Genomic DNA, 22,371 nt, shown 5'->3' with positions numbered 1-22,371 from the left:
CCGCACGGGGCGTTTCGTGTGCTTCGGGCGCTCGACGCGCAGCGCTTACGCGCGCTGCGGGTTGACCTTGTCGTCCTTCGAATGCAGCTTGTTCAGCGCCGAGATGTACGCCTTCGCGGACGCGGCGACGATGTCCGGATCGGTGCCGACACCGTTGACGATCCGCCCGCTCTTCGACAGCCGGACCGTCACTTCGCCCTGCGCCTGCGTGCCGGTCGTGATCGCGTTCACCGAGTACAGCAGCAGTTCGGAACCGCTGCCGACTTCACCCTCGATCGCGTTGAACGTCGCGTCGACCGGCCCGTTGCCGCGTGCCTCGCCGGTCACTTCCTTGCCTTCGACCGCGAACACGATCTTCGCCTGCGGCTGCTCGCCCGTCTCCGAACGCTGCGACAGCGACACGAACTTGAAGTGCTCCTGCTCGTGCGCGAGCGCCGATTCTTCCGAGACGATCGCGATGATGTCTTCGTCGAAGATCTCGGCCTTGCGGTCGGCGAGGTCCTTGAAGCGCATGAACGCGGCGTTCAGTTCGGCTTCGCTGTCGAGCGACACGCCAAGCTCCTGCAGGCGCTGCTTGAACGCGTTGCGACCCGACAGCTTGCCGAGCACGATCTTGTTCGCGGTCCAGCCCACGTCTTCCGCGCGCATGATTTCGTAGGTGTCGCGCGCCTTCAGCACGCCGTCCTGGTGGATGCCCGACGCGTGCGCGAACGCGTTGGCGCCGACCACCGCCTTGTTCGGCTGCACGACGAAACCGGTGATCTGCGACACGAGCTTCGAGGTCGGCACGATCTGCGTCGTGTCGATGCCGACGTCGAGGCCGAAGTAGTCCTTGCGGGTCTTCACGGCCATCACGATTTCCTCGAGCGACGTGTTGCCCGCGCGCTCGCCGAGACCATTGATCGTGCACTCGACCTGGCGCGCGCCGCCGATCTTCACGCCGGCGAGCGAGTTCGCCACCGCCATCCCGAGATCGTTGTGGCAATGCACGGAGAAGATCGCCTTGTCCGAGTTCGGAATGCGTTCGCGCAGCGTCTTCACGAGGTTGCCGTAGAGTTCCGGCACGCCGTAGCCGACCGTGTCGGCGATGTTGATCGTCGTCGCCCCTTCGGCGATCACCGCTTCCAGCACGCGGCACAGGAAGTCGAGATCCGAACGACTGCCGTCTTCCGGCGAGAATTCAACGTTGTCGGTGAACTTGCGCGCGAAGCGCACCGCGAGGCGCGCCTGCTCGAACACCTGGTCCGGCGTCATGCGCAGCTTCTTTTCCATGTGCAGCGGCGACGTCGCGATGAACGTGTGGATCCGCGAACTGTTGGCCGGCTTCAGCGCGTCGGCCGCACGCTGGATGTCCTTGTCGTTGGCGCGCGCCAGCGAGCAGATCGTGCTGTCCTTCACGAGACCGGCGATCGTGTGGATCGCGTCGAAATCGCCGTTCGAGCTGGCCGCGAAACCGGCCTCGATCACGTCGACCTTCATCCGCTCGAGATGCTTCGCGATGCGGATTTTCTCTTCCTTCGTCATCGACGCGCCGGGCGATTGTTCACCGTCACGCAACGTCGTATCGAAAATGATCAGCTTGTCTGTCATGGGGGGCTCCAGGGCTCTTTATACGGGAATCGAACGTAATGAGATCGCGCCACCGCTGGCGACGCTCAACAACAGACGAGGCTTGACGGAGGGCGAGAACGGTCAGCGCGGCAGGCGCGCCAAAGCTAGCGCGCGTAGCGGCGCACCGGCTAGAAGGAGGGAGAGGCGGGGAAATGCAGTCATGCCGAAGACTATAGCGACATTCCGCCGGGTGCGCAATCGGACGGCACCCGGGATACCGGGCTCCGACGCACGAAAAAGGGGCAAATGAAAACGGCGGCCCGGAATCATCTCCGAGGCCGCCGTTTCCGGACAGGTTGCGCGTCAGTGGTCGCGTTGCGACGAGCGCGCGGGATTCGCCCGCCCGCGCACGGCCATGTAGGCCCAGAACACGTAGCCGGACAGCCCGTACAGCACGAACAGGCAGAACAGCATCAGCGGCGGATCAGACGACACGAGCACGAACGCGACGACGACCAGCAGGATCGCCGCGAACGGCACGCGGTGCCGCACGTCGAGCGCCTTGCCGCTGTAGAACGGCGCGTTCGACACCATCGTCACGCCCGCATAGATCGTCAGTGCGAACGCGACCCACGGCAGCCAGCCGAGCTTCATCGGCACGCGGTTGTCGGTCGCGAGCCAGACGAAGCCGGCGATCAGCGCGGCGGCGGCCGGGCTCGGCAGCCCCTGGAAGAAGCGCTTGTCGACGCTGCCGATGTTCGTGTTGAAGCGCGCGAGACGCAGCGCGGCGCCCGAGCAATAGACGAACGCGGCAAGCCAGCCCCAGCGGCCGAGATCCTTCAGCACCCACTCGTACATCACGAGCGCGGGGGCGACGCCGAACGACACCATGTCCGACAGGCTGTCGAACTGTTCGCCGAACGCGCTTTGCGTATGCGTCATGCGCGCGACGCGCCCGTCCATCCCGTCGAGCACCATCGCGACGAAGATCGCGATCGCGGCGATCTCGAAGCGCACGTTCATCGCCTGCACGACCGCGAAGAAGCCGCAGAACAGCGCGGCGGTCGTGAATGCGTTCGGCAGCAGATAGATGCCACGTGTCTTCAGGAACCGCTGGCGCGCGGCGCGGCGGCTCTCGAGCGGCGCGGGATCGGGCGCCATTCCCTTGTTGCGGCGGAACGGACGTGGCGTCTGGCCCGAGCCGTTACGCGGCCGACGCGGTTTGAATGCGGCCATCGTGCGCCCCGCCGCTTACTGTTCGAGCTCGGCGAGGATCGTCGACGACGCGTAGACCTTCTCGCCGATCGACACCTTCGCGCGGCTGCCGAGCGGCAGATACACGTCGACGCGCGAACCGAAGCGGATGAAACCGTAGCGCTGGCCGCGCGACAGCGGCTCGCCGGCGCGCACGTAGCAGAGGATCCGGCGGGCGACGAGGCCGGCGATCTGCACGGCGGTGACGGTCTTGCCGCTCGCCGTCTGGATCACGACCGCATTGCGCTCGTTCTCGGTCGACGCCTTGTCGATCGCCGCGTTCAGGAACGCGCCCGGGAAGTACTCGACCTTGGAGATCGCGCCGTCGACCGGCGAACGCTGCGAATGGACGTTGAAGACATTCATGAACACGCTGATCTTCAGCGCTTCGCGGTTCGCATACGGATCCTGCGTGGTCTCGACCGCGACGATGCGGCCGTCGGCCGGGCACAGCACCGCATTCGGCTGCGCCGGGATCGGGCGCTGCGGATCGCGGAAGAACTGGACGACGAAGACGAGCAGCAGCCAGAACGGCCACGCGAAGCCGAAGCCCCCGACGGCGTGGATCAACAACGCGATGACGGCTGCAATCGCGATGAACGGCCAGCCTTCGCGCGCGATGATCGGATGAGGATAGTTCATGGGTTCGTTCGGTGTTCGGTGAATTGCAAAGCCCGTAGGATAGCAAAAGCCGCCCGGGGCACTGCTGCCTTCGGACGGCTTTTTGAAACCGACCCTCCACTCGAAGGGCCGGAGCAGCACGCGGTGCTTAGTTCTTCGTCTGGTCGACGAGCTTGTTCTTCGCGATCCACGGCATCATCGCGCGCAGCTTCGCACCGACCTGCTCGATCTGGTGCTCGGCCGTCAGGCGGCGGCGCGACTGCAGCGTCGGGGCGCCTGCCTTGTTCTCGAGGATGAAGCTCTTGGCGTACTCGCCCGTCTGGATGTCGGTCAGGCACTGCTTCATCGCCTTCTTCGTCTCTTCCGTGACGACGCGCGGGCCCGTCACGTACTCGCCGTACTCGGCGTTGTTCGAGATCGAGTAGTTCATGTTCGCGATGCCGCCTTCGTAGATCAGGTCGACGATCAGCTTCAGTTCGTGCAGGCACTCGAAGTACGCCATTTCCGGCGCGTAGCCGGCTTCGACCAGCGTCTCGAAACCTGCCTTGATCAGCTCGACGGTACCGCCGCACAGCACGGCCTGCTCGCCGAACAGGTCGGTTTCGGTCTCTTCACGGAAGTTCGTCTCGATGATGCCGGCACGGCCGCCGCCGTTCGCTGCCGCGTACGACAGCGCGATGTCGCGTGCCGCGCCCGACTTGTTCTGCGCAACCGCGATCAGGTGCGGCACGCCGCCACCTTGCGAGTACGTGCCGCGCACGGTGTGGCCCGGGGCCTTCGGCGCGATCATGATCACGTCGAGGTCGGCGCGCGGGATCACCTGGCCGTAGTGGACGTTGAAGCCGTGCGCGAATGCCAGTGCGGCGCCCTGCTTGATGTTCGCGTGCACTTCCTTCGCGTACACGTCGGCGATCTGCTCGTCCGGCAGCAGCATCATGACGACGTCCGCGCCCTTCACCGCTTCCGCGACTTCCTTGACCGCGAGGCCTGCGTTTTCAGCCTTGCTCCACGACGCGCCGTCCTTGCGAAGGCCGACCGTCACGTTCACGCCGCTGTCCTTCAGGTTCAGTGCGTGTGCATGGCCTTGCGAGCCGTAGCCGATGATCGTGACTTGCTTGCCCTTGATGAGGGAGAGGTCAGCGTCTTTGTCGTAGAAAACGTTCATGATGGTTCCTTCGCTAATTCAAAAATTCAACAATTCGTTCAGATGGAGTACTGCGGGCCGGGACATGACGGCGCACCCGGCGTGCCTCTTTGGCAATTTCGGCATCACACCTTCAGGATGCGCTCGCCGCGTCCGATGCCGGAGCTGCCGGTACGCACGGTCTCTAGGATCGCGGTGGCGTCCAGCCCCTGGATGAATGCGTCGAGCTTGTCGCTCGCGCCCGTCAATTCGATCGTGTAGGTCTTTTCGGTCACGTCGATGATGCGGCCGCGGAAAATGTCCGACATCCGCTTCATTTCTTCGCGCTCCTTGCCCACTGCACGTACCTTGATCAGCATCAGCTCGCGTTCGATGTGTGCACCGTCGGTCAGGTCCACCACTTTCACCACCTCGATCAGGCGGTTCAGATGCTTCGTGATCTGTTCGATCACGTCGTCGGAGCCAATGGAAACGATGGTGAGCCGCGACAGCGATTGGTCTTCGGTCGGCGCCACCGTCAAGGTTTCGATGTTGTAGCCGCGTGCGGAAAACAGACCGACCACGCGCGACAGCGCGCCCGGTTCGTTTTCCAGCAGGACGGAAATGATGTGTCTCATGTTCGCTTCTTCCAGAATGTGTCCGTGTCGATTCACTCGCGCCGCGCGCCGCCCGGTGCCGCACCGCCCTTCGTGAAGGCGGCCGCTCCCGGCCTGGACGCGCGTCGCGCCGTTACAGATCTTCCGATCCGAGCAGCATCTCGGTGATGCCCTTGCCGGCCTGTACCATCGGCCAGACGTTTTCGGTCGGATCGGTCTGGAAGTCGAGAAACACGGTGCGGTCCTTCAGGCGCAGCGCTTCCTTCAGCGCCGGCTCCACATCTGAGGTCTTTTCGATCCGCATGCCGACATGGCCGTACGCTTCGGCGAGCTTCACGAAATCGGGCAGCGCATCCATGTACGAATGCGAATAGCGCTTGCTGTATTCGATCTGCTGCCACTGGCGGACCATGCCGAGATAGCGGTTGTTCAGCGAAATGATCTTCACGGGCGTGTCGTACTGCAGGCAGGTCGACAGTTCCTGGATGCACATCTGGATCGAGCCTTCGCCCGTGATGCACAGCACGTCGTCGTCCGGGTGCGCCATCTTGACGCCCATCGCTGCCGGCAGGCCGAAGCCCATCGTGCCGAGGCCGCCGGAGTTGATCCAGCGACGCGGCTTGTTGAAACGGTAGAACTGCGCAGCCCACATCTGGTGCTGGCCGACGTCCGAGCACACGAACGCGTTGCCGTCCGTCAGCTCCCACGCCTTCTCGACCACGTACTGCGGCTTGATGATCTCGCTGTCGCGGTCGAACTTCAGGCAGTCTTTCGCGCGCCAGCTTTCGATGTCCTTCCACCATTGCGCGAGCGCGTCGGTGTCGGGGCCATGCTCGGCCGTCTGCAGCTGCTCGATCAGCTCCTTCAGCACTTCCTTCACGTCGCCGACGATCGGGATGTCGACCTTCACGCGCTTCGAGATCGACGACGGGTCGATGTCGATGTGAATGATCTTGCGCGGACGCGACGCGAAGTGCGCCGGGTCGCCGATCACGCGGTCGTCGAAGCGCGCGCCGATCGCGATCAGCACGTCACAGTGCTGCATCGCCATGTTCGCTTCGTAGGTGCCGTGCATGCCAAGCATGCCGAGGAATTTCTTGTCCGACGCGCGATAGCCGCCGAGGCCCATCAGCGTGTTCGTGACCGGGTAGCCGAGCAGGTCGGCGAACTGGTTCAGTTCGCGTGCCGCATCGGCGAGGATGATGCCGCCGCCCGTGTAGATATAGGGACGCTTCGCCGACAGCAGCAGCGACACGGCCTTGCGGATCTGGCCCGAATGGCCCTTCGTGACGGGGTTGTACGAGCGCAGCGACACGCTCTTGACCGGCTCGTACTGGCACGGTGTCTTGGAGATGTCCTTCGGGATGTCGATCAGCACCGGGCCCGGACGGCCGGTGCGGGCGATGTAGAACGCCTTCTTGACGGTTTCCGCGAGGTCGCGCACGTCCTTCACGAGGAAGTTGTGCTTCACGCACGGACGCGTGATACCGACCGTATCGCATTCCTGGAACGCGTCCTGGCCGATCGCGGCAGTCGGCACCTGGCCGCTGATCACGACCATCGGGATCGAATCCATGTAGGCCGTCGCGATGCCGGTCACCGCATTGGTGACACCGGGGCCGGACGTCACGAGACAGACGCCGACATTGCCGGTGGAACGCGCATACGCATCGGCTGCGTGCACGGCCGCCTGTTCGTGGCGCACCAGCACGTGCTGAATCTTGTCCTGCTTGTAAAGCTCGTCGTAGATGTAGAGTACCGAGCCGCCGGGGTAGCCCCAGATGAATTCGACGTTTTCGTCGGCCAGTGCCTTCATGAGCACGGTGGCGCCGATGGAGTCGCTATCGGGAGGGGAAAGGGGTTCCGACGTGGAGAATTCCGCGCTGGGCATGTTCATTTTGACCTTTCGAATTTTCGGCAAAAAATTGATCGGGTGCTCTCTGCCGGGCTTGTGGCTCGGGTTCAAGCGGCGCGTCCAGTTTGAAGGGCGGGCTTCTTGGGCCAGCCTCAAATGAGACCATCACTTCATGTTGCGAATCGCTGACGATAGCGGGTCATGATTGGGTCGTCAAGCAAAATATCCCGCAGCGCATCATGCGCCCCGCCCGGCGGGCCGCGGACGCGGCTCGCAAGCAACGGGGCGAGCCGCAACCGGTGCCAAGTCGCGCGAAAATTTGTTAGCATCCGCGGGTTTTACGAAATTTTTCGACCTTTCACACGCCGCAGTCCGCAGCGCATACCTTTACGGAATGGCATCAGACAAGGAACTCGCCGACTTTCTGGCGGGCGTCGAAAGGCGCGCGTTCAAGCAGGCTGCGTACGCCGTGCGTGACGACGATGCGTCGCTCGACATCGTGCAGGACGCGATGATCAAGCTGGCGGAGAAATACGGCGACCGGCCGGCGGCCGAACTGCCGCTGCTGTTCCAGCGGATCCTGCAGAACGCGATCCACGACTGGTTCCGCCGGCAGAAGGTCCGCAACACCTGGGTCACGTTGTTCTCGTCGCTCAACAATACGGACGACGAGGACTTCGATCCGCTGGAAACGCTCGAGTCCGCGGACGACAATGCAGGTGTCGAGAGCACCGAGCACCGCCTCGAGCGGGAGCAGGTTCTGGCCCTGATCGACGAAGAAATCCAGAAACTTCCGACGCGTCAACGGGAAGCGTTCCTGATGCGTTATTGGGAAGATATGGATGTCGCCGAGACTGCCGCCGCAATGGGGTGCTCCGAAGGCAGCGTCAAGACGCACTGCTCGCGAGCCACCCATGCCCTGGCGCAAGCGCTCAAGGCCAAAGGAATCACGCTATGAGCTCCGCTCCCGTAAATCGAGAACACGAATTCGCGCTGAAGGTCCGCCGCGCACTGGACGAACGTGCCGCGGCGCTGCCTGCCGCGACCACCGATCGTCTGGCCGTCGCGCGCCGGGCCGCGCTCGCGCGCAAGAAGCCGGAAGCCGCCACCGCGCCGGTGTTCGTGCCCGCCTTCGCCGGTGCCGCCGCCGCATACGGCACGCCGCCCGCGAGCCGTCCGCAGACGTCGTTCGCGCGCCGCCTGCTGCGCGCGTGGCCGCTCGCGCTGCTGCTCGCGGGGCTCGTCGGCATCGCGTACTGGGAAGACATGCAGCGCACCGCCGAACTCGCCGACATCGACGCGGCGATGCTCAGCGACGACCTGCCGCTCAACGCGTATCTCGATCACGGGTTCAACGCGTATCTTTCGCACACACGCTAACAAACAGACAATAACGAGGGGATCGCACGGGTGAATCAGAAACGCGGCCTGGCCGTATTTTTCGGATGCGTGATCGCGATCGCCATTTCCTACGTCGCCACCTATTCCCGATTCAACCCGCCCCCCGCGACGGTCTCCGCCGCGGCCAGCAGCGCGCCCGCGCCGACCTCGGCCGCAGCCGGCCTGACCACCGAACTCGCCCCGCTGCCCCTGCCGCTGCCGGCCGCCAACGGCCCGCTGTCGTGGGCGCGCCTGACGCCCGCGCAACGCGAGGCACTCGCGCCGTTCGCCGATCAGTGGGATGGCTTCAGCGATGCGCGCAAGCGCAAATGGCTGAAGATCGCGTCCCGTTTCGCGAAATTGACGCCCGATGAGCAGAAACACCTGCAGGACAGGATGTCCGAGTGGGCGCGGATGACGCCCGAGCAGCGCCGCGTCGCGCGCGAGAATTACCAGAGCGCGAAGGAGCTTTCCGCGCAGGCGCGCGAGCGCGCATGGAAGGCCTACCAGCAACTGCCCGAAGAACAGAAGCAGCGCCTCGCCGCGACCGAGCGCCGGCGCCGGCCGAGCGTCGTCAGCGCGCCGCCGACCGTCGCCGACCGCGACGTGCGCCGCCTCGTCAATTCGCACGAACATCCGGCGAGCAACCCTGTTGCGGCACCGGCGCCCGCATCGGTCGGCGCCGGCGCGCCGCCGGTGACCGCATCGGCCACGTCCGGCACCGCCCCCGCACCCGCGACCGTCACGCCCGTGTCGCCGGCCGACGCGCCGTCGATGTTCAAGGGTTCCTGACCCGCCGTGGCAAGCGCCCCCGCACCCGAGGCCCCGGCCGTCGCCGCCGCGCCGTCCGTGCGGCGGCGCCTCGCGGCGATGCTGTACGAAGCCGTGCTGCTGTTCGGCGTCGTATTTTTCGCCGCCCTCGCCTTCAGCCTCGCGACGCAGCAGCGCAACGGCCTCGTCCATCACAACCTGCTCGCCGCGTGGATCGCACTCGTCGTCGGCGCGTACTTCGTCTGGTTCTGGACCCATGGCGGCCAGACGCTGCCGATGAAGACCTGGCGGCTGCGGCTCGAATCGTCGAGCGGCCGGCCGCTGAACGCCGGCCACGCGCTCGTCCGCTACGCGCTCGGCTGGCTGTGGTTCCTGCCGCCGCTCGCACTGCATCCGCTCCTCGGCCTGTCGGTGCCCGTCACGCTCGCGCTCGCCGCCGCATGGATCGTCGTATGGGCCGGCGCCGCCCGCCTGCATAGCGATCGCCAGTTTCCGCACGACCGCATCGCCCGCACGCGCGTCGTCGCGATTCCGCGCTGACCGCGCGGTTCGCGTGATCGCGGGACGGCTCCGTGCATCCGTGCATTCATCATATAAAACCCCTCGAAACCGCCCACACGCCCGCCCCGCGCGGCTTGCACGGTAACCGCAGGCCGGTCGGTTCGGCAGGTTACGCAACACCGCCACATTCACTGCTAAACACGCCGCGACGACAGTAATAAGAACGTCTCGTGACTGTCACGGCATGGTCACGCCCGCATGGCGCAATGCCGGTAATGTCAACCGGCGCGAGTCATGCATGGGCCAGAAAACGTCCGCGACCTCCCTGTTCCGTCAACCGCTCGGCGCCCGCGCCGTCACCGCCTTCCTGTCCGGCTCGGCCGCAACCGATGCCCTTTCGCCGCACGAACCGGCGGCCGCACACGTCACGCAGCGCGACGACCCCGAGCCGTCCACCCATCGCTACCGCACGATCTGGCTGTCCGACATCCATCTCGGCTCGAGCGGCTGCCAGGCGCCGTACCTGCTCGATTTCCTGCGCCACAACGATTCGGAATACCTGTACCTCGTCGGCGACATCATCGACGGCTGGCAGCTGAAGAAAGGCTGGTACTGGCCGCAGGCGCACAACGACGTCGTGCAGAAGGTGCTGCGCAAGGCGCGCAAGGGCACGCAGGTCGTCTACATCCCGGGCAACCACGACGAAGGCGCGCGGCAGTTCTGCGACCTCGCGTTCGGCGACATCCAGGTGCGCGGCGAGGCGTTCCACACGACGCTCGCCGGCAAACGTTTGTGGATCGTGCACGGCGACCTGTTCGACGGCGTGATCCAGCACGCGAAATGGCTCGCGTATCTCGGCGACACGCTCTACACGCTGATCCTCGTGCTGAACCGCTGGTTCAACCGGATCCGCAGCCGGCTGGGCTTCCAGTACTGGTCGCTGTCGCAGTACCTGAAGCATCAGGTGAAGAACGCGGTGAACTTCATCTCGCAGTTCGAGACCGTGATGACCGACGAGGCGCGCCGCCGCGGCTGCGACGGCGTCGTGTGCGGGCACATCCACAAGGCGGAGATCCGCGACATCGACGGCGTGCTGTACTGCAACGACGGCGACTGGGTCGAGAGCCTGTCCGCGCTCGTCGAGACGATGGAAGGCGAACTGAAGGTCGTCTACTGGACGGCGATGCGCACCGCGCCGTCCGCTGCCCCGTCGCGCAAGGCCAAGGCCACTGCCTGACACAACTCCACTTACAGGACACATGCCGCGATGAAGATCATGATCGTCACCGACGCGTGGGAACCGCAGGTCAACGGCGTCGTGCGCACGCTGAAGAGCACCACCCGTGAACTCACCGCGCTCGGCCACCGGGTCGAAATGCTGACGCCGCTGGAATTCCGCACGGTGCCCTGCCCGACCTATCCCGAGATCCGCCTGTCGATCCTGCCGTACCGCAAGCTGCGCGCGCGGATCGATGCGTTCGCCCCCGACGCGCTGCACATCGCGACCGAAGGCCCGCTCGGCCTCGCCGCGCGACGCTATGCACGCGCGCGCAAGCTGCCGTACACGACCGCGTATCACACGCGCTTTCCGGAATACGTGCAGGCGCGCTTCGGGATTCCGCTGTCGGCGACCTACAAGTTCCTGCACTGGTTCCACGGGCCGTCGCTCGCGGTGATGGCGCCGACCCCGGTCGTGAAGCAGGACCTCGAGAAGTTCGGCTTCACGAACGTCGTGCTGTGGACGCGCGGCGTCGATCTCGACATCTTCCGGCCGATGGAGTCGAAGGTGCTCAACACCGCCCGGCCGATCTTCCTGTACGTGGGCCGCGTCGCGATCGAGAAGAACGTCGAGGCGTTCCTGCGCCTCGACCTGCCCGGCTCGAAGTGGGTCGCGGGCGAAGGTCCGGCGCTCGCCGAGCTGAAGTCGCGCTACCCGGAAGCGAACTATCTTGGCGTACTGTCGCAAGCCGAGCTCGCCAAGGTGTATGCTGCGGCCGACGTGTTCGTGTTCCCGAGTCGCACCGACACGTTCGGCCTCGTGCTGCTGGAGGCGCTCGCGTGCGGCACGCCGGTCGCCGCCTACCCCGTCACGGGCCCGATCGACGTGCTCGGCGGGGGCGCTGCCGGCGCGATGCACGAAGACCTGCAGGAAGCCTGCCTGGAGGCGCTGAAGATCGAACGCGAGACGGCCCGCGCGTGGGCCGAACGCTTCTCGTGGCGCGCGGCGTCCGAGCAGTTCGCGTCGCATCTGAAGCCGCTGCCGAAGACTGCGTACTCGCCCGCCGAAGGTGCCGCCGTTTGAAACGAGACCTGAACGACAAGACCCCGTCCCCTGCCATCACGGCGCCACTGCATCGTCCGTTCGACGAAGAAGAGCCGCACGCCGACGCGGACGTGCACCCGCACGAACCGCTCGGCCCCGACGATCGCCTGGCGCCGCTGCCGCCGAACCCGTACAAGCGCCACCGCGGCATCACGCGCGCGTGGTACGCGCTCAAGCATTCGCTGAACGGATTTCGCGTCGCGATCCGCGAGGAGAGCGCGTTTCGCCAGGAGCTCACGCTCGCCGCGCTGATGCTGCCGATCGGTGCGTTCTCACCGGTCCCCGCCGCATCGCGCGCGCTGCTGATCGCGTCGGTGCTGCTCGTGCTGATCGTCGAGCTGCTGAACTCGAGCGTCGAGGCCGCGATCGACCGCATCTCGCTCGAGCGCCACGAATTGTCGAAGCGCGCGAAGGATCTCGGCAGCGCGGCGGTCACGGTCGCGCTGTTCGCGTGCGTGACGACGTGGGGCTTCGTGCTCGGGCCGGTGATCGCCCGCTGGCTCGGCTTCTAGCAACCCCCGCGCCGCCGCCCGCGTGCGGCGGCGCACCATGCGCGGAACGCATCGCGATCACGAAATGCGCCCGATGCAAGGAAACCGCGGTTTATAATCGTCCGCCAGACTTAGAACAGCAACCCGCGCCGGACGAATCCCGCAGCATCGATTGCAGCGCCCGCCAGTCCGGCACACACAGGGCCGGACGACATGGAAGCGAAACCTCCCCGCCGCACCCGCGAACGGATTCTCGAGTTGTCGTTGAAACTCTTCAACGAGATCGGCGAGCCGAACGTCACGACCACGACGATCGCCGAGGAAATGGAAATCAGTCCAGGCAACCTGTACTACCATTTCCGCAACAAGGACGACATCATCAACAGCATCTTCGCGCAGTTCGAGCAGCAGATCGAACGGCGGCTGCGCTTCCCCGAAGATCACCGTCCGACGATCGACGAGACCTGGTCGTACCTGCAGTACATGGCCGATTTCATGTGGACCTACCGGTTCCTGTATCGCGACCTCAACGACCTGCTCGCGCGCAACCGCACGCTCGAGACGCACTTCAAGCAGATCATCAGCCACAAGGTGCGCTTCGCGCACGAGATGTGCGAACTGCTCGTGTCCGACGCCGAAATGGTCGCGACGCCCGCCGAGATCGAAGTCATCGCCACCAACATGGCGGTGATCTCGACGTACTGGCTGTCGTATCAGTACGTGATGCATCCGCGCAAGTACAACGACCAGGACGCGATCCGCGAAGAGCTGCACCAGGTGAGCATGCACGTGATCTCGATCATGGCCCCGTACCTGCGCGGCCGTTCGCGCCAGCTGTTCGACGATCTCGTCTCCGGCAAGCTGCCCAAGCGGCAGTTCACCGACTACCTGCCGCCTCGCGACGGTTCGCCGCGCCCCGCGGGCAGCCCGGTCGCCGCCAAGCCCGCCGCGAAGGATACGAAACAATGAAGGCAGTCTGTGTTTACTGCGGCTCGTCGTCCGGCGTGCGGCCCGTCTATGCGGACGCCGCGCGCGCATTCGGCCGCGCGCTCGTCGATGCGGGCCTCACGCTCGTCTACGGCGGCGGCCGCGTCGGTTTGATGGGCGTGATCGCCGATGAAGTGATGGCGGCCGGCGGCCGTGCGGTCGGCGTGATCCCCGAGTTGCTCGTCGACAAGGAAGTCGGCCATACGGGGCTGTCCGAACTGCACGTCGTACCCGACATGCACCACCGCAAGAAGATGATGGCCGACCTGTCCGACGCGTTCGTCGCGATGCCCGGCGGCGCCGGCACGCTCGAGGAATTCTTCGAGGTCTATACGTGGGCGCAGCTCGGTTATCACCGCAAGCCCGTCGCGCTGTACAACATCGATTCGTTCTACGATCCGTTGATCGCGCTGCTGCGCCATACGGTCGACGAAGGCTTCATGCGCCCGGCCTACTTCGACGCGCTGTGCATCGACGCCGAACCGGTCGCGCTGATCGAACAGCTGCGCCGCTACCAGCCGCTCGCCCAGGACAAATGGGCAACCGACGCGGCCAAGTAACCTTCATCAGGAGCCGCACGCGATGCCCGCACCGTCCGAGCGCAAGGCCGTCCTCATCACCGGCGCGAGCCGCGGCATCGGTCGCGCGACCGCCGTGCTCGCGGCCAGGCGCGGCTGGGACGTCGGCATCAACTACGCGCGCGACGCGGCGGCCGCCGAACTGACCGCGCAAGCCGTTCGCGACGCCGGCGCCCGCGCGTGCGTCGTCGCCGGCGACGTCGCGAACGAAGCGGACGTCATCGCGATGTTCGATACGGTCGCGACCGCGTTCGGTCGCCTCGACGCGCTCGTCAACAATGCGGGGATCGTCGCGCCGTCGCTGCCGCTCGCCGACATGCCGGTCGAACGGCTGCGGCGGATGTTCGACACCAACGTGCTCGGCGCCTACCTGTGCGCGCGCGAAGCCGCGCGCCGGCTGTCCACCGATCGCGGCGGGCGCGGCGGCGCGATCGTCAACGTGTCGTCGATCGCGTCCCGGCTCGGCTCGCCGAACGAGTACGTCGACTACGCGGGCTCGAAGGGTGCGGTCGATTCGCTGACGATCGGCCTCGCGAAGGAACTCGGCCCGCACGGCGTACGCGTCAACGCGGTGCGCCCCGGCCTGATCGAGACGGAAATCCACGCGAGCGGCGGCCAGCCGGGCCGCGCGGCACGCCTCGGCGCGCAGACGCCGCTCGGCCGCGCCGGCGAAGCGCAGGAGATCGCGGAAGCGATCGTCTGGCTGCTCGGCGACGCGGCGTCTTACACGACGGGCGCCCTGCTCGACGTCGGCGGCGGCCGGTAATCCCGCCCCAAAAGGCGGAAAAACGGCCGACCGCGGCCGTCCGTGGTCACGACACCACAAATCTCCACAATATCGCGGCTGTTTCAGTAAACATCCGTAACGGTTCCGTGTTCTACTAGCGCCAAGCCAAAAACGGCCGGTCATCCGGCTGTCATTTCGCCTCGATGCGACCCTTATTGGTCCCGGCCCATGTCGCCGGACCGGCTTGACCCGACCGAGATCTTTTCCATGCCAGGAACCGCAGCGCCCGGCCGGCGACGCACGGCCGTGCCCGCTTCGGCCGCGCACGCACGCTCAGCCGCCGATCCCAACCTCAGCGCGACACTCGATGGCGCCGGCACGCCTGCCGTGGCCGGCGCCACCGCGCCTAACGCCACCCGCGATCGCGTCCTCCGGCTCGGCTGGCGCGTCTGGCTGCTGGTTGCCGCGCTGGTGTGCGCGTATACGCTGCCGGGCGTGCTCGGCCACGATCCGTGGAAGCAGGACGAAACCTATACGTTCGGCATCATCCAGCACATGCTCGAGACGGGCGACTTCGTCGTGCCGACCAGCGCCGGCCAGCCGTTCATGGAAAAGCCGCCGCTCTACGCATGGGTCGCGACGAGCCTCGCGTGGCTGCTGCAGCGGGTAATGCCGCTGCACGACGCGGCACGGCTCGCGAGCGCGCTGTTCGCGGCGCTCGCGTTCGGCTTCATCGCTCGCGCGGCCCGCAGTGCCGGCCGGGCCGACAGCTGGCTCGACCTGCGCGTGATCGGCCCCGTCGTGCTGAGCGCGGGCACGCTCGTCGTCATCAAGCACGTGCACGACATGATGACGGACGTCGCGCTGTTCGCCGGTACCGCAATGGGCTTCTGCGGCCTGCTCGAGCTCGTGATGCGGCACGTCGCGCAGGCGCGGCAGATGCGGCACGGGCTGCCGGTGCGGCCGTCCGGCCGCTGGGCCGCGCCGCTCTTCGGCGCGGGTGTCGGCATCGCGCTGATGGCGAAGGGGCTGTTCGTGCCGCTCGTGTTCGCGGCCACGCTCACGGGCGCGCTGGTGCTCTACCCCGCCTGCCGTACGCGCGCGTTCGCACGCTCGCTCGGCGTCGCCGCGCTGGTGTTCGCACCGTTCGCGCTCATCTGGCCGACCGCGCTGTTCCTGCGTTCCGAGACGCTGTTCATGACGTGGTTCTGGGACAACAACGTCGGCCGCTTCTTCGGTTTCTCGGTGCCGGAACTCGGTGCGGAAAACGACAAGCCGTTCTTCATCCTGCGTGCGTTCCTGCTGCTCGGCTTCCCGGTCGCGCCGCTCGCGATCGTCGCGCTGGCGCGCGGCGCATGGCGCGACTGGCGCACGCCGCGCATCGCGCTGCCCGTGCTGTTCGCCGGGATCGGCCTCGCGGTGCTGCAAGTGTCCGCGACCTCGCGCCAGCTCTACATCCTGCCGTTCTTCGCGCCGCTCGCGCTGGTCGCCGCGCAGGCGATCGACCGCCTGCCGCGCGGGCTGCATCTCGCATGGGACTACCTGAGCCGCCTGCTGTTCGGCACCGTCGTCGCGCTCGCGTGGATGATCTGGGCGGTCATGGCCGATCCCGGTGCATCGCGCGCGAACCTCGCGGTGCTCGGCCGCTGGCTGCCGCTCGACTGGACCATGCCGATCGTGCCCGGGCTCGTGATCGGTGCGCTCGCGCTGACGGTCGGCTGGCTGTCGCTGCTGCCGAAGCTGCGCACGACCGGCCTGTGGCGCGGCGCGCTGTCGTGGGGCGCAGGCGCGCTGGTCGCGTGGGGTCTCGTTTATACGCTGCTGCTGCCGTGGCTCGACGTCGCGAAGAGCTACCGATCGGTGTTCGACGACCTGAACGCGCATCTCGCGCTCGAGTGGAGCGACGGCGACTGCATGGCGAGCCTGCACGGGCTCGGCGAATCGGAAGCGCCGATGATGTACTACTTCTCCGGTATCCAGCACACGCCGATCGACGACGCGAAGACGACGCGCTGCACGTGGATGATCGTCCAGGGCGTGCGGGCCGTCGATCCGGCACCGGGCAGCGAATGGAAACTGTTCTGGACCGGCGCCCGCCCGGGCGACGACGAGGAGCTGCTGCGCGTCTACGTGCGCACGCCCGAGGCGCACGAAATGCACGAAACGAAGTAATGCAAGGCGGCGCCGCGAAACGGCGCCGTCGTCATATCCGCAAGACCAGGCAAGCGGCGCGCGAGCGCGGCTTCATGCCCGCCATCCCGCCACCCTGCCCGTCAAAACGACGAGCCGGGCTCGCGCAGGAATGCCGCCTCCGCATCGGTCGATGCACGGCCGAGAATCGCGTTCCGGTGCGGAAAACGGCCGAAACGCCCGATCACGGCCGCATGACGCAACGCGAAGTCGTGATAGCTCGCACACCCGGCCTCGCCGCGAATGCCCGCGCACAGGCGCACGGCCTCGCGCTGGCTCGCGTCCGACTCGTCATGTTCGAACGGCAGGTACGCAAACGCGCGGTGATGGCCGCTCGGCAACTGCGCGTCCCACCCGGCCGCGACGACGCGCCGCGCAAGCGCCAGCGCTCTCGGATCGGCGGCGAACGCGCGCGGCGTGCCGCGGTGAATGTTGCGCGAGAACTGGTCGAGGACCACGATCAGCGCGAGCGCGCCGAGCGGCGTGTCGGCCCAGTGATCGCACGCGCCGTCGCACGCGGCGTCGAGCAACGCACCGTAGCGCGTACGAAGCACGTCGTCGAACGCCGCGCCGCCGTTGAACCACACCTTGCGCGCGTGGCCGAACGCCGCCGAATCCGGTTCGCCGAACCAGAAATCGAGAATCTCGCGCGCTTGCGGATCGAGCGCCGCGGCGCTGTCCGTCAGGTTGTCGATCGTCATGCAAACTCCAGCACGAGGCGCCGTGTCCGCGCACTCTTCTTTTCAAGTCTGGCGACCCGCAGGTCGCCGATTTCCGACGTATTGCGCACATGCGTGCCGCCGCACGGCTGCAGATCGACACCTTCGATGCGCAGCAGCCGCACGCGGCCCAGCCCCAGTGGCGGCTTCACGCTCATCGTGCGCACGAGCTCGGGGCGCTCGGCCATCTCCGCGTCGGCGATCCATTCGGTCGTGACCGCATGCGCGCCGTGGACCAGTTCCGCGAGACGGCGCTCGACGTCGACGCGGTCGATCGTGTCCGACGTCGCGAAATCGAGCCGCACGTAGTCGGCCGTCACGCTGCAGCCGTCGACCGGGTAAGGCAGCACCGCGCACATCAGGTGCGCGGCCGTATGCAGCCGCATGTGCCGGTAGCGGCGCAGCCAGTCGATGTCCGCGACCACGCGCGCGCCGGGTGCCAGCGCCGCGACGCGCGCTTCCTGGCCCGCCTCGGGCACGTGCACGGCATCGTCGGGGGTTGCGCCTTCGAACTTCGCCTTGCGCGTGTCGACGATCGCGATCGTGCTGCCGTCGGGCAGCGTCAGCGTGCCGCTGTCGCCGGCCTGCCCGCCGCCGAGCGGATAGAACACGGTGCGGTCGAGCCGGATGCCGTCTTCGCCGACGGCCGCGACGACGGCCTCGCACTGCGTCAGATAGGCATCGTCGCGAAACAGGGCCTGGGTCATCATCGGGCGAACCTCGTATCGATGGGGAAACGACCAGTGTCGCGCCGCACCGCGCCGGCCGCCCAGACGCAGTTCGCCCGGCGTCCGGACAGCGGCGTACCGGTCGATCAACCGGGCCGGTTGCGCATCCAGTCGGCCGTGTCGTAGAACGAATGCATGAGCCGTTCGCGCAGCGGCTCGGGCAACCCGACGTCCTCCATCGCCCACGCCATGCAGCGCAGCCACTGATCGCGCTCGACCGACGCGATCGGGAACGGCAGGTGCCGGGCGCGCAGCCGCGGATGGCCGAACCGGCTGATGTAGTGATCGGGGCCGCCGAGCCAGCCGCACAGGAACCAGAACAGCTTGTCGCGCGAGCCGTCGAGCGACGCCGGATGCAGCGCGCGAATCTCCGCGAACTCGGGCTCGAGGTCCATCAGGTCGTAAAAACGGTCCACCATCTCGCGCACGCGGGCTTCGCCGCCCACGAGCTCGAACGCCGTCGGCTGCGACGGCGCTTCATCATTCACATCGGTCATACGGATAATCGGAAACGGGATAGTCGGGGCCGCCGGCGACGCTCAGGCGTCGCGCAGCGACTGCAGCGCCGGGCGCCGCAACACATTATGCAGGCTCAGCCAGCCGGCCGCACCGGCGCACGCGACGCCGGCCGCGATGCCGGCCGGCACGAGCCACGGATCGATGGCGAGCCGGAACTCGAACACGCGCGACGCGAGCACCCAGCCGACCGCGATCGCCCCCGCCGCAGCCAGTGCGCCGGCCAGCGCGCCGACGACGATGAATTCCGCGCGCTGCACCGCATTGACCTGCGCGCGCGACGCGCCGAGCGCGCGCAGCAGCGCGGCCTCGCGCACGCGCTCGTCGCGCGAGCCGGCCAGCGCCGTGTACAGCACCAGCACGCCCGCCGCGAGCGTGAACGCAAACAGGAACTGCACCGCGCCGACCACCTGCAGCATCATCCGCTGCAGCTGCGCGAGGATCGGCGCGATGTCGATCGCGGTCAGGTTCGGGTAGCGCGCGATCAGCGGATCGAGCAGCGCCGCCTGCTCGGCCGGCAGGTGGAAGCTCGTCAGGTAGACGGCCGGGAAATCCTTCAGCACCGGCGGCGGCATCAGCACGAAGAAGTTGACGCGGAACGTGCCCCAGTCGAGCTTGCGCACGCTGGTGACCGGCGCATCGACCGTCAGCCCCGTCACGTCGAAGCGCAGCGTGTCGCCCGGCTTCACGTTCAGCGTCTGCGCCAGCCCGGCCTCGATCGAGATCTGCGGGCTGGCCGAATTGCCGAACCAGTCGCCTGCGACGATCCGGTTGTCGGGCGGCAGCTCGGTCGTATACGACAGGTTGAACTCGCGGTCGACGAGCCGGCGCGCCTCGTCGGACGGATACGCGTCCGGGTTCACCGGCTTGCCGTTGATCGCGACGAGCCGGCCGCGCACCGTCGGCGCGGGCGCCGCATCGCGCACGCCGTGCGCGGCGAGCCACGCCGCGACGTCGTCGCGCTGGTCGGGCTGGATGTCGATCAGGAACTGGTTCGGTGCATCGGGCGGCATCGACTGCCGCCAGCCGGCGACGAGATCGTTGCGCGTGATCGCGATCAGCAGCAGGCACATCAGGCCCAGCGCGAGCGCGGTGATCTGCAGCGCGCTCGCCGTGCCGCGCCGGTGCAGCGACGCAAGCGCATAGCGCCAGCCGATACCCGCCGCCACGCGCGCATCGCGCACCGCGCGCGCCGCCGCGTACAGCACGAGCCGCGCGATCAGCGAGAAACCGACCAGGGCGCCGGCGAACCCACCCGTGACGATCAGCCCGAGCTTCAGGTTGCCCGCCGCGACGATCAGCAGCCCCGCGAACAGCACGACACCGAGCGCATACGCGGCCCACGCGGTGCGCGACGCGTCGCCCCAGTCGCGCCGCAGCACGCGCACCGGCGGCACGCGCGTGAGCGGCGCGAGCGGCGGCAACGCGAAGCCGAGCAGCAGCACGAGCGCGGCGCCGATACCGACGAGCGCGGGCCAAAGCGTCGGCGGCGGCAGCGCGACGTCGATCAGGCCGCCGAGCGCCGCCAGGAGCGCCCAGTGGCCGCCGTAGCCGAGCACCGCGCCGGCGACGCCCGAGACGACGCCGAGGCCGGCGAATTCGAGCGCGAACAGCGCGCCGAGCGTGCGCCGGCTCACGCCGAGGCAGCGCATCGTCGCGCAGCCGTCCAGATGGCGCCGCATGTAGCGCTGCGCGGCCATCGCGATCGCGACCGCCGCGAGCAATGCGGTCAGGAGCGCGACGAGCGTCAGGAAATGGCGCGCACGATCGAGCGTCTGGCGCACTTGCGGCTGGCCTTCCTGCAGCGATTCGAGACCGACGCCGCGCAGCTTGCCGCCGTCGACGCGCCCGTGCGCATAGGCCTCGAAGCGCGCGACGGCCGCCGGGTCGCCGGCGACCAGCAGCCGGTACGTGACGCGGCTGCCGTAGCCGGTGAGCCCGGTCGCGGCAAGCTCGTCCGCGCGCATCATCAGCCGCGGCGAGAAATTGACGAACGAGAAGCCGCGATCGAGTTCGCGGGAGATCGACGCGGCGACCGTGAACGTGCGCAACCCGACACGCACGGTATCCCCCGCCTTCAGATGCAAAGCATCGAGCAGCGCGGGATCGGCCCACACGGTGCCGGGCGCGGGAATCGCGACCGCCTTGTGCGCGGCGGCGGTGCCGGCCGGCACGATCTCGACCGCGCCGCGCAGCGGATAGCCGGGCGACACGGCCTTCACGGCCGCGAGGCGCGCGGGCGCCGCGTCGCTCGCCTGCCCGCCGGCGGCCGACGCGATCATGCTCGGGAAGATCGCGGTCGTCGCGGTGCGCAGGCCGAGTGCGCGCGCCTCGCGATCGAACGACGGATCGACGGGATGGTCGGCACGCACGACGAAATCGGCGCCGAGCATCTGGCGCGCGTCGCGCTCGAGCCCCTGGCGCAACCGGTCGGCGAGGAAACCGACGCTCGTCAGCGCGGCGACCGCGAGCACCAGCGCGAGCACCAGCAGCGTCAGTTCGCCGGCACGCCAGTCGCGTGCGGTCATCCGTGCGGCCTGGCGGATCAGGTCGTGCCAGCCGAAGCGGCCGGCATGGCCGGGCCGCCCGGCCGGCGAAGGGTCAGGACGCTGCCGCTCGGCGGTTGACGGCGCCTTCAATCGCGCTTGCCCCCGATCGAGTTGAGCCGCGACACCATGTGGTTCGCCATCCCGCGGAAGCCGCCCGACACGCCGCGCCACAGACGCGGCAGCGCCCAGGCCGACGCCGCGATGAACGCCGCGAGCAGCACGAGGAATGCGAGCGGAACGAAGAACGCGAGTGCGAGGCCGCCGAACACGAGGCCGTCTTCGGTGGACGATGCGACCCAGTTCGAGATCGGCTCGGGAGACAGGTTGATCAGCGCGCGCGTGCCGGCCTTCGCGACGTGCGCGGCACCGGCGAGCGTGCCGCCGGCCAGCCCGGCGACCGCGAGCACGGTCGGGTCGGCATGGCCGAGCGCACCGGCGGCCAGCACCGCGCCGGCCGGAATGCGGATGAAGGTGTGGACGGCGTCCCACAGCGAATCGAACGCGGGAATCTTGTCGGCAAGGAATTCGGTGACGGCGAGCACGGCGGCGGCGCCGATGACCCACGGCGACGTCAGCACCGCCAGCGTGTCGGGCAAATGGAGCCAGCCGACCCGCGCGAGCACGCCGGCGATCAGCACCGTCAGGTAAAGGCGCAGCCCGCTCGCCCACGCGAGCCCCGCGCCGAGCGAAATGGCTTCGATCATGGCCCTCTCCTTGCACTTTCCGTGCGCTTTGCCGATTGATCGGATCGAGTCGGTATGACCGGCCGCGCGGCGCGTGGCAACCGGTGCCGCCTGCCGGGAACGGCGCAGCGGCATTCAGGCCCGAATGCGTTCCATTATAGACAGGCTGGCAGGCGGGCCGCCGCAATTCCGCAGTGCGTCACGGCC

Annotated in this window: 22 protein-coding genes; 11 read left to right on the top strand and 11 right to left on the bottom strand. The window is 67.5% G+C overall.

Going from position 1 to position 22,371, the window contains the following annotated elements; translation table 11 throughout:
* Window positions 1–45 precede the first annotated feature (45 nt).
* From PL79_RS17070 to PL79_RS17040, 6 genes are all read right to left on the bottom strand, one after another.
* The gene (locus PL79_RS17070; RefSeq protein WP_044844671.1) at window positions 46–1,590 is read right to left on the bottom strand and encodes a 2-isopropylmalate synthase; all 1,545 of its coding nucleotides are present in this window, start codon (window positions 1,588–1,590) and stop codon (window positions 46–48) included.
* A 324-nt stretch (window positions 1,591–1,914) separates the two neighbouring features.
* Entirely contained in the window at window positions 1,915–2,787 is an 873-nt protein-coding gene (pssA, locus tag PL79_RS17060; RefSeq protein ID WP_044844672.1) for a CDP-diacylglycerol--serine O-phosphatidyltransferase, read from the bottom strand.
* A gap of 15 nt (window positions 2,788–2,802) precedes the next feature.
* Entirely contained in the window at window positions 2,803–3,447 is a 645-nt protein-coding gene (locus PL79_RS17055; RefSeq protein WP_039370565.1) for a phosphatidylserine decarboxylase, read from the bottom strand.
* Window positions 3,448–3,574: 127 nt separating this feature from the next.
* On the bottom strand, window positions 3,575–4,591 hold the full coding sequence (gene ilvC / locus PL79_RS17050; protein ID WP_044844673.1) for a ketol-acid reductoisomerase: 1,017 nt from the start codon (window positions 4,589–4,591) through the stop codon (window positions 3,575–3,577).
* A gap of 104 nt (window positions 4,592–4,695) precedes the next feature.
* The gene (ilvN, locus tag PL79_RS17045) at window positions 4,696–5,187 is read right to left on the bottom strand and encodes an acetolactate synthase small subunit (RefSeq protein WP_034207977.1); all 492 of its coding nucleotides are present in this window, start codon (window positions 5,185–5,187) and stop codon (window positions 4,696–4,698) included.
* A 112-nt stretch (window positions 5,188–5,299) separates the two neighbouring features.
* The gene (locus tag PL79_RS17040; RefSeq protein WP_044844674.1) at window positions 5,300–7,063 is read right to left on the bottom strand and encodes an acetolactate synthase 3 catalytic subunit; all 1,764 of its coding nucleotides are present in this window, start codon (window positions 7,061–7,063) and stop codon (window positions 5,300–5,302) included.
* A 352-nt stretch (window positions 7,064–7,415) separates the two neighbouring features.
* Between PL79_RS17040 and PL79_RS17035 the strand changes: the two genes are divergently transcribed.
* The 11 genes from PL79_RS17035 (at window position 7,416) to PL79_RS16985 (ending at window position 16,951) form a co-directional block, all read left to right on the top strand.
* Entirely contained in the window at window positions 7,416–7,979 is a 564-nt protein-coding gene (locus PL79_RS17035) for an RNA polymerase sigma factor (protein ID WP_040144687.1), read from the top strand.
* Window positions 7,976–8,401, top strand: coding sequence for a DUF3619 family protein (locus PL79_RS17030; RefSeq protein WP_044844675.1), 426 nt, complete (start codon window positions 7,976–7,978; stop codon window positions 8,399–8,401). The genes PL79_RS17035 and PL79_RS17030 overlap by 4 nt, the downstream gene beginning before the upstream one ends.
* A gap of 30 nt (window positions 8,402–8,431) precedes the next feature.
* The gene (locus PL79_RS17025) at window positions 8,432–9,193 is read left to right on the top strand and encodes a DUF3106 domain-containing protein (RefSeq protein ID WP_044844676.1); all 762 of its coding nucleotides are present in this window, start codon (window positions 8,432–8,434) and stop codon (window positions 9,191–9,193) included.
* A 6-nt stretch (window positions 9,194–9,199) separates the two neighbouring features.
* A complete protein-coding gene (locus PL79_RS17020) occupies window positions 9,200–9,712 on the top strand; it encodes an RDD family protein (protein ID WP_044844677.1) in 513 nt (170 codons plus the stop codon).
* 259 nt (window positions 9,713–9,971) lie between these two features.
* Window positions 9,972–10,910, top strand: a complete 939-nt coding sequence (locus tag PL79_RS17015; protein ID WP_044844678.1) for a UDP-2,3-diacylglucosamine diphosphatase — start codon at window positions 9,972–9,974, stop codon at window positions 10,908–10,910.
* Between the two features lie 30 nt (window positions 10,911–10,940).
* The gene (locus tag PL79_RS17010) at window positions 10,941–11,975 is read left to right on the top strand and encodes a glycosyltransferase family 4 protein (RefSeq protein WP_044844679.1); all 1,035 of its coding nucleotides are present in this window, start codon (window positions 10,941–10,943) and stop codon (window positions 11,973–11,975) included.
* Window positions 11,972–12,508 carry a diacylglycerol kinase gene (locus PL79_RS17005; protein WP_044844680.1) on the top strand — a complete coding sequence of 179 codons (537 nt, stop codon included), beginning with the start codon at window positions 11,972–11,974 and terminating at the stop codon, window positions 12,506–12,508. The genes PL79_RS17010 and PL79_RS17005 overlap by 4 nt, the downstream gene beginning before the upstream one ends.
* A 192-nt stretch (window positions 12,509–12,700) precedes the next feature.
* A complete protein-coding gene (locus PL79_RS17000; protein WP_044844681.1) occupies window positions 12,701–13,456 on the top strand; it encodes a TetR/AcrR family transcriptional regulator in 756 nt (251 codons plus the stop codon).
* Window positions 13,453–14,034 (top strand): TIGR00730 family Rossman fold protein, encoded by a 582-nt coding sequence (locus PL79_RS16995; protein WP_044844682.1) that lies wholly within the window; start codon window positions 13,453–13,455, stop codon window positions 14,032–14,034. The genes PL79_RS17000 and PL79_RS16995 overlap by 4 nt, the downstream gene beginning before the upstream one ends.
* Before the next feature lie 22 nt (window positions 14,035–14,056).
* Window positions 14,057–14,818 (top strand): SDR family oxidoreductase, encoded by a 762-nt coding sequence (locus PL79_RS16990; protein WP_044844683.1) that lies wholly within the window; start codon window positions 14,057–14,059, stop codon window positions 14,816–14,818.
* A gap of 228 nt (window positions 14,819–15,046) precedes the next feature.
* On the top strand, window positions 15,047–16,951 hold the full coding sequence (locus tag PL79_RS16985) for a glycosyl transferase (protein ID WP_044844734.1): 1,905 nt from the start codon (window positions 15,047–15,049) through the stop codon (window positions 16,949–16,951).
* A gap of 101 nt (window positions 16,952–17,052) precedes the next feature.
* Here the strand turns inward: PL79_RS16985 and PL79_RS16980 are convergent, their stop codons facing one another.
* The 5 genes from PL79_RS16980 to PL79_RS16960 all read right to left on the bottom strand — a co-directional run bounded on the left by PL79_RS16980 (window position 17,053) and on the right by PL79_RS16960 (window position 22,185).
* Window positions 17,053–17,670 carry a DUF924 family protein gene (locus tag PL79_RS16980; protein WP_044844684.1) on the bottom strand — a complete coding sequence of 206 codons (618 nt, stop codon included), beginning with the start codon at window positions 17,668–17,670 and terminating at the stop codon, window positions 17,053–17,055.
* A complete protein-coding gene (locus tag PL79_RS16975; RefSeq protein WP_044844685.1) occupies window positions 17,667–18,398 on the bottom strand; it encodes an alanyl-tRNA editing protein in 732 nt (243 codons plus the stop codon). The genes PL79_RS16980 and PL79_RS16975 overlap by 4 nt, the downstream gene beginning before the upstream one ends.
* A gap of 104 nt (window positions 18,399–18,502) precedes the next feature.
* Complete coding sequence (locus tag PL79_RS16970; RefSeq protein WP_044844686.1) at window positions 18,503–18,913, bottom strand: group II truncated hemoglobin; 411 nt, start codon at window positions 18,911–18,913, stop codon at window positions 18,503–18,505.
* A gap of 42 nt (window positions 18,914–18,955) precedes the next feature.
* Window positions 18,956–21,571 (bottom strand): FtsX-like permease family protein, encoded by a 2,616-nt coding sequence (locus PL79_RS16965; RefSeq protein ID WP_044844687.1) that lies wholly within the window; start codon window positions 21,569–21,571, stop codon window positions 18,956–18,958.
* Window positions 21,568–22,185, bottom strand: a complete 618-nt coding sequence (locus PL79_RS16960) for a DUF4126 domain-containing protein (RefSeq protein WP_044844688.1) — start codon at window positions 22,183–22,185, stop codon at window positions 21,568–21,570. Before PL79_RS16960 ends, PL79_RS16965 begins: the two co-directional genes overlap by 4 nt.
* Window positions 22,186–22,371 lie beyond the last annotated feature (186 nt).

It is taken from the genome of Burkholderia sp. USMB20 (assembly GCF_000949135.2).
Taxonomy (GTDB): Bacteria; Pseudomonadota; Gammaproteobacteria; order Burkholderiales; family Burkholderiaceae; genus Burkholderia.
The sequence above is the reverse complement of the archived record's forward strand: the minus strand, read 5'-3'. Positions and strand labels throughout refer to the sequence as shown.

Coding starts and splice junctions, on each gene's coding strand:
- PL79_RS17070 (WP_044844671.1), bottom strand. CDS start 1,590: ATGACAGACAAGCTGATCATTTTCGATACGACGTTGCGTGACGGTGAA.
- pssA (WP_044844672.1), bottom strand. CDS start 2,787: ATGGCCGCATTCAAACCGCGTCGGCCGCGTAACGGCTCGGGCCAGACG.
- PL79_RS17055 (WP_039370565.1), bottom strand. CDS start 3,447: ATGAACTATCCTCATCCGATCATCGCGCGCGAAGGCTGGCCGTTCATC.
- ilvC (WP_044844673.1), bottom strand. CDS start 4,591: ATGAACGTTTTCTACGACAAAGACGCTGACCTCTCCCTCATCAAGGGC.
- ilvN (WP_034207977.1), bottom strand. CDS start 5,187: ATGAGACACATCATTTCCGTCCTGCTGGAAAACGAACCGGGCGCGCTG.
- PL79_RS17040 (WP_044844674.1), bottom strand. CDS start 7,063: ATGAACATGCCCAGCGCGGAATTCTCCACGTCGGAACCCCTTTCCCCT.
- PL79_RS17035 (WP_040144687.1), top strand. CDS start 7,416: ATGGCATCAGACAAGGAACTCGCCGACTTTCTGGCGGGCGTCGAAAGG.
- PL79_RS17030 (WP_044844675.1), top strand. CDS start 7,976: ATGAGCTCCGCTCCCGTAAATCGAGAACACGAATTCGCGCTGAAGGTC.
- PL79_RS17015 (WP_044844678.1), top strand. CDS start 9,972: ATGGGCCAGAAAACGTCCGCGACCTCCCTGTTCCGTCAACCGCTCGGC.
- PL79_RS17010 (WP_044844679.1), top strand. CDS start 10,941: ATGAAGATCATGATCGTCACCGACGCGTGGGAACCGCAGGTCAACGGC.
- PL79_RS17000 (WP_044844681.1), top strand. CDS start 12,701: ATGGAAGCGAAACCTCCCCGCCGCACCCGCGAACGGATTCTCGAGTTG.
- PL79_RS16995 (WP_044844682.1), top strand. CDS start 13,453: ATGAAGGCAGTCTGTGTTTACTGCGGCTCGTCGTCCGGCGTGCGGCCC.
- PL79_RS16990 (WP_044844683.1), top strand. CDS start 14,057: ATGCCCGCACCGTCCGAGCGCAAGGCCGTCCTCATCACCGGCGCGAGC.
- PL79_RS16985 (WP_044844734.1), top strand. CDS start 15,047: ATGCCAGGAACCGCAGCGCCCGGCCGGCGACGCACGGCCGTGCCCGCT.
- PL79_RS16980 (WP_044844684.1), bottom strand. CDS start 17,670: ATGACGATCGACAACCTGACGGACAGCGCCGCGGCGCTCGATCCGCAA.
- PL79_RS16975 (WP_044844685.1), bottom strand. CDS start 18,398: ATGATGACCCAGGCCCTGTTTCGCGACGATGCCTATCTGACGCAGTGC.
- PL79_RS16970 (WP_044844686.1), bottom strand. CDS start 18,913: ATGACCGATGTGAATGATGAAGCGCCGTCGCAGCCGACGGCGTTCGAG.
- PL79_RS16960 (WP_044844688.1), bottom strand. CDS start 22,185: ATGATCGAAGCCATTTCGCTCGGCGCGGGGCTCGCGTGGGCGAGCGGG.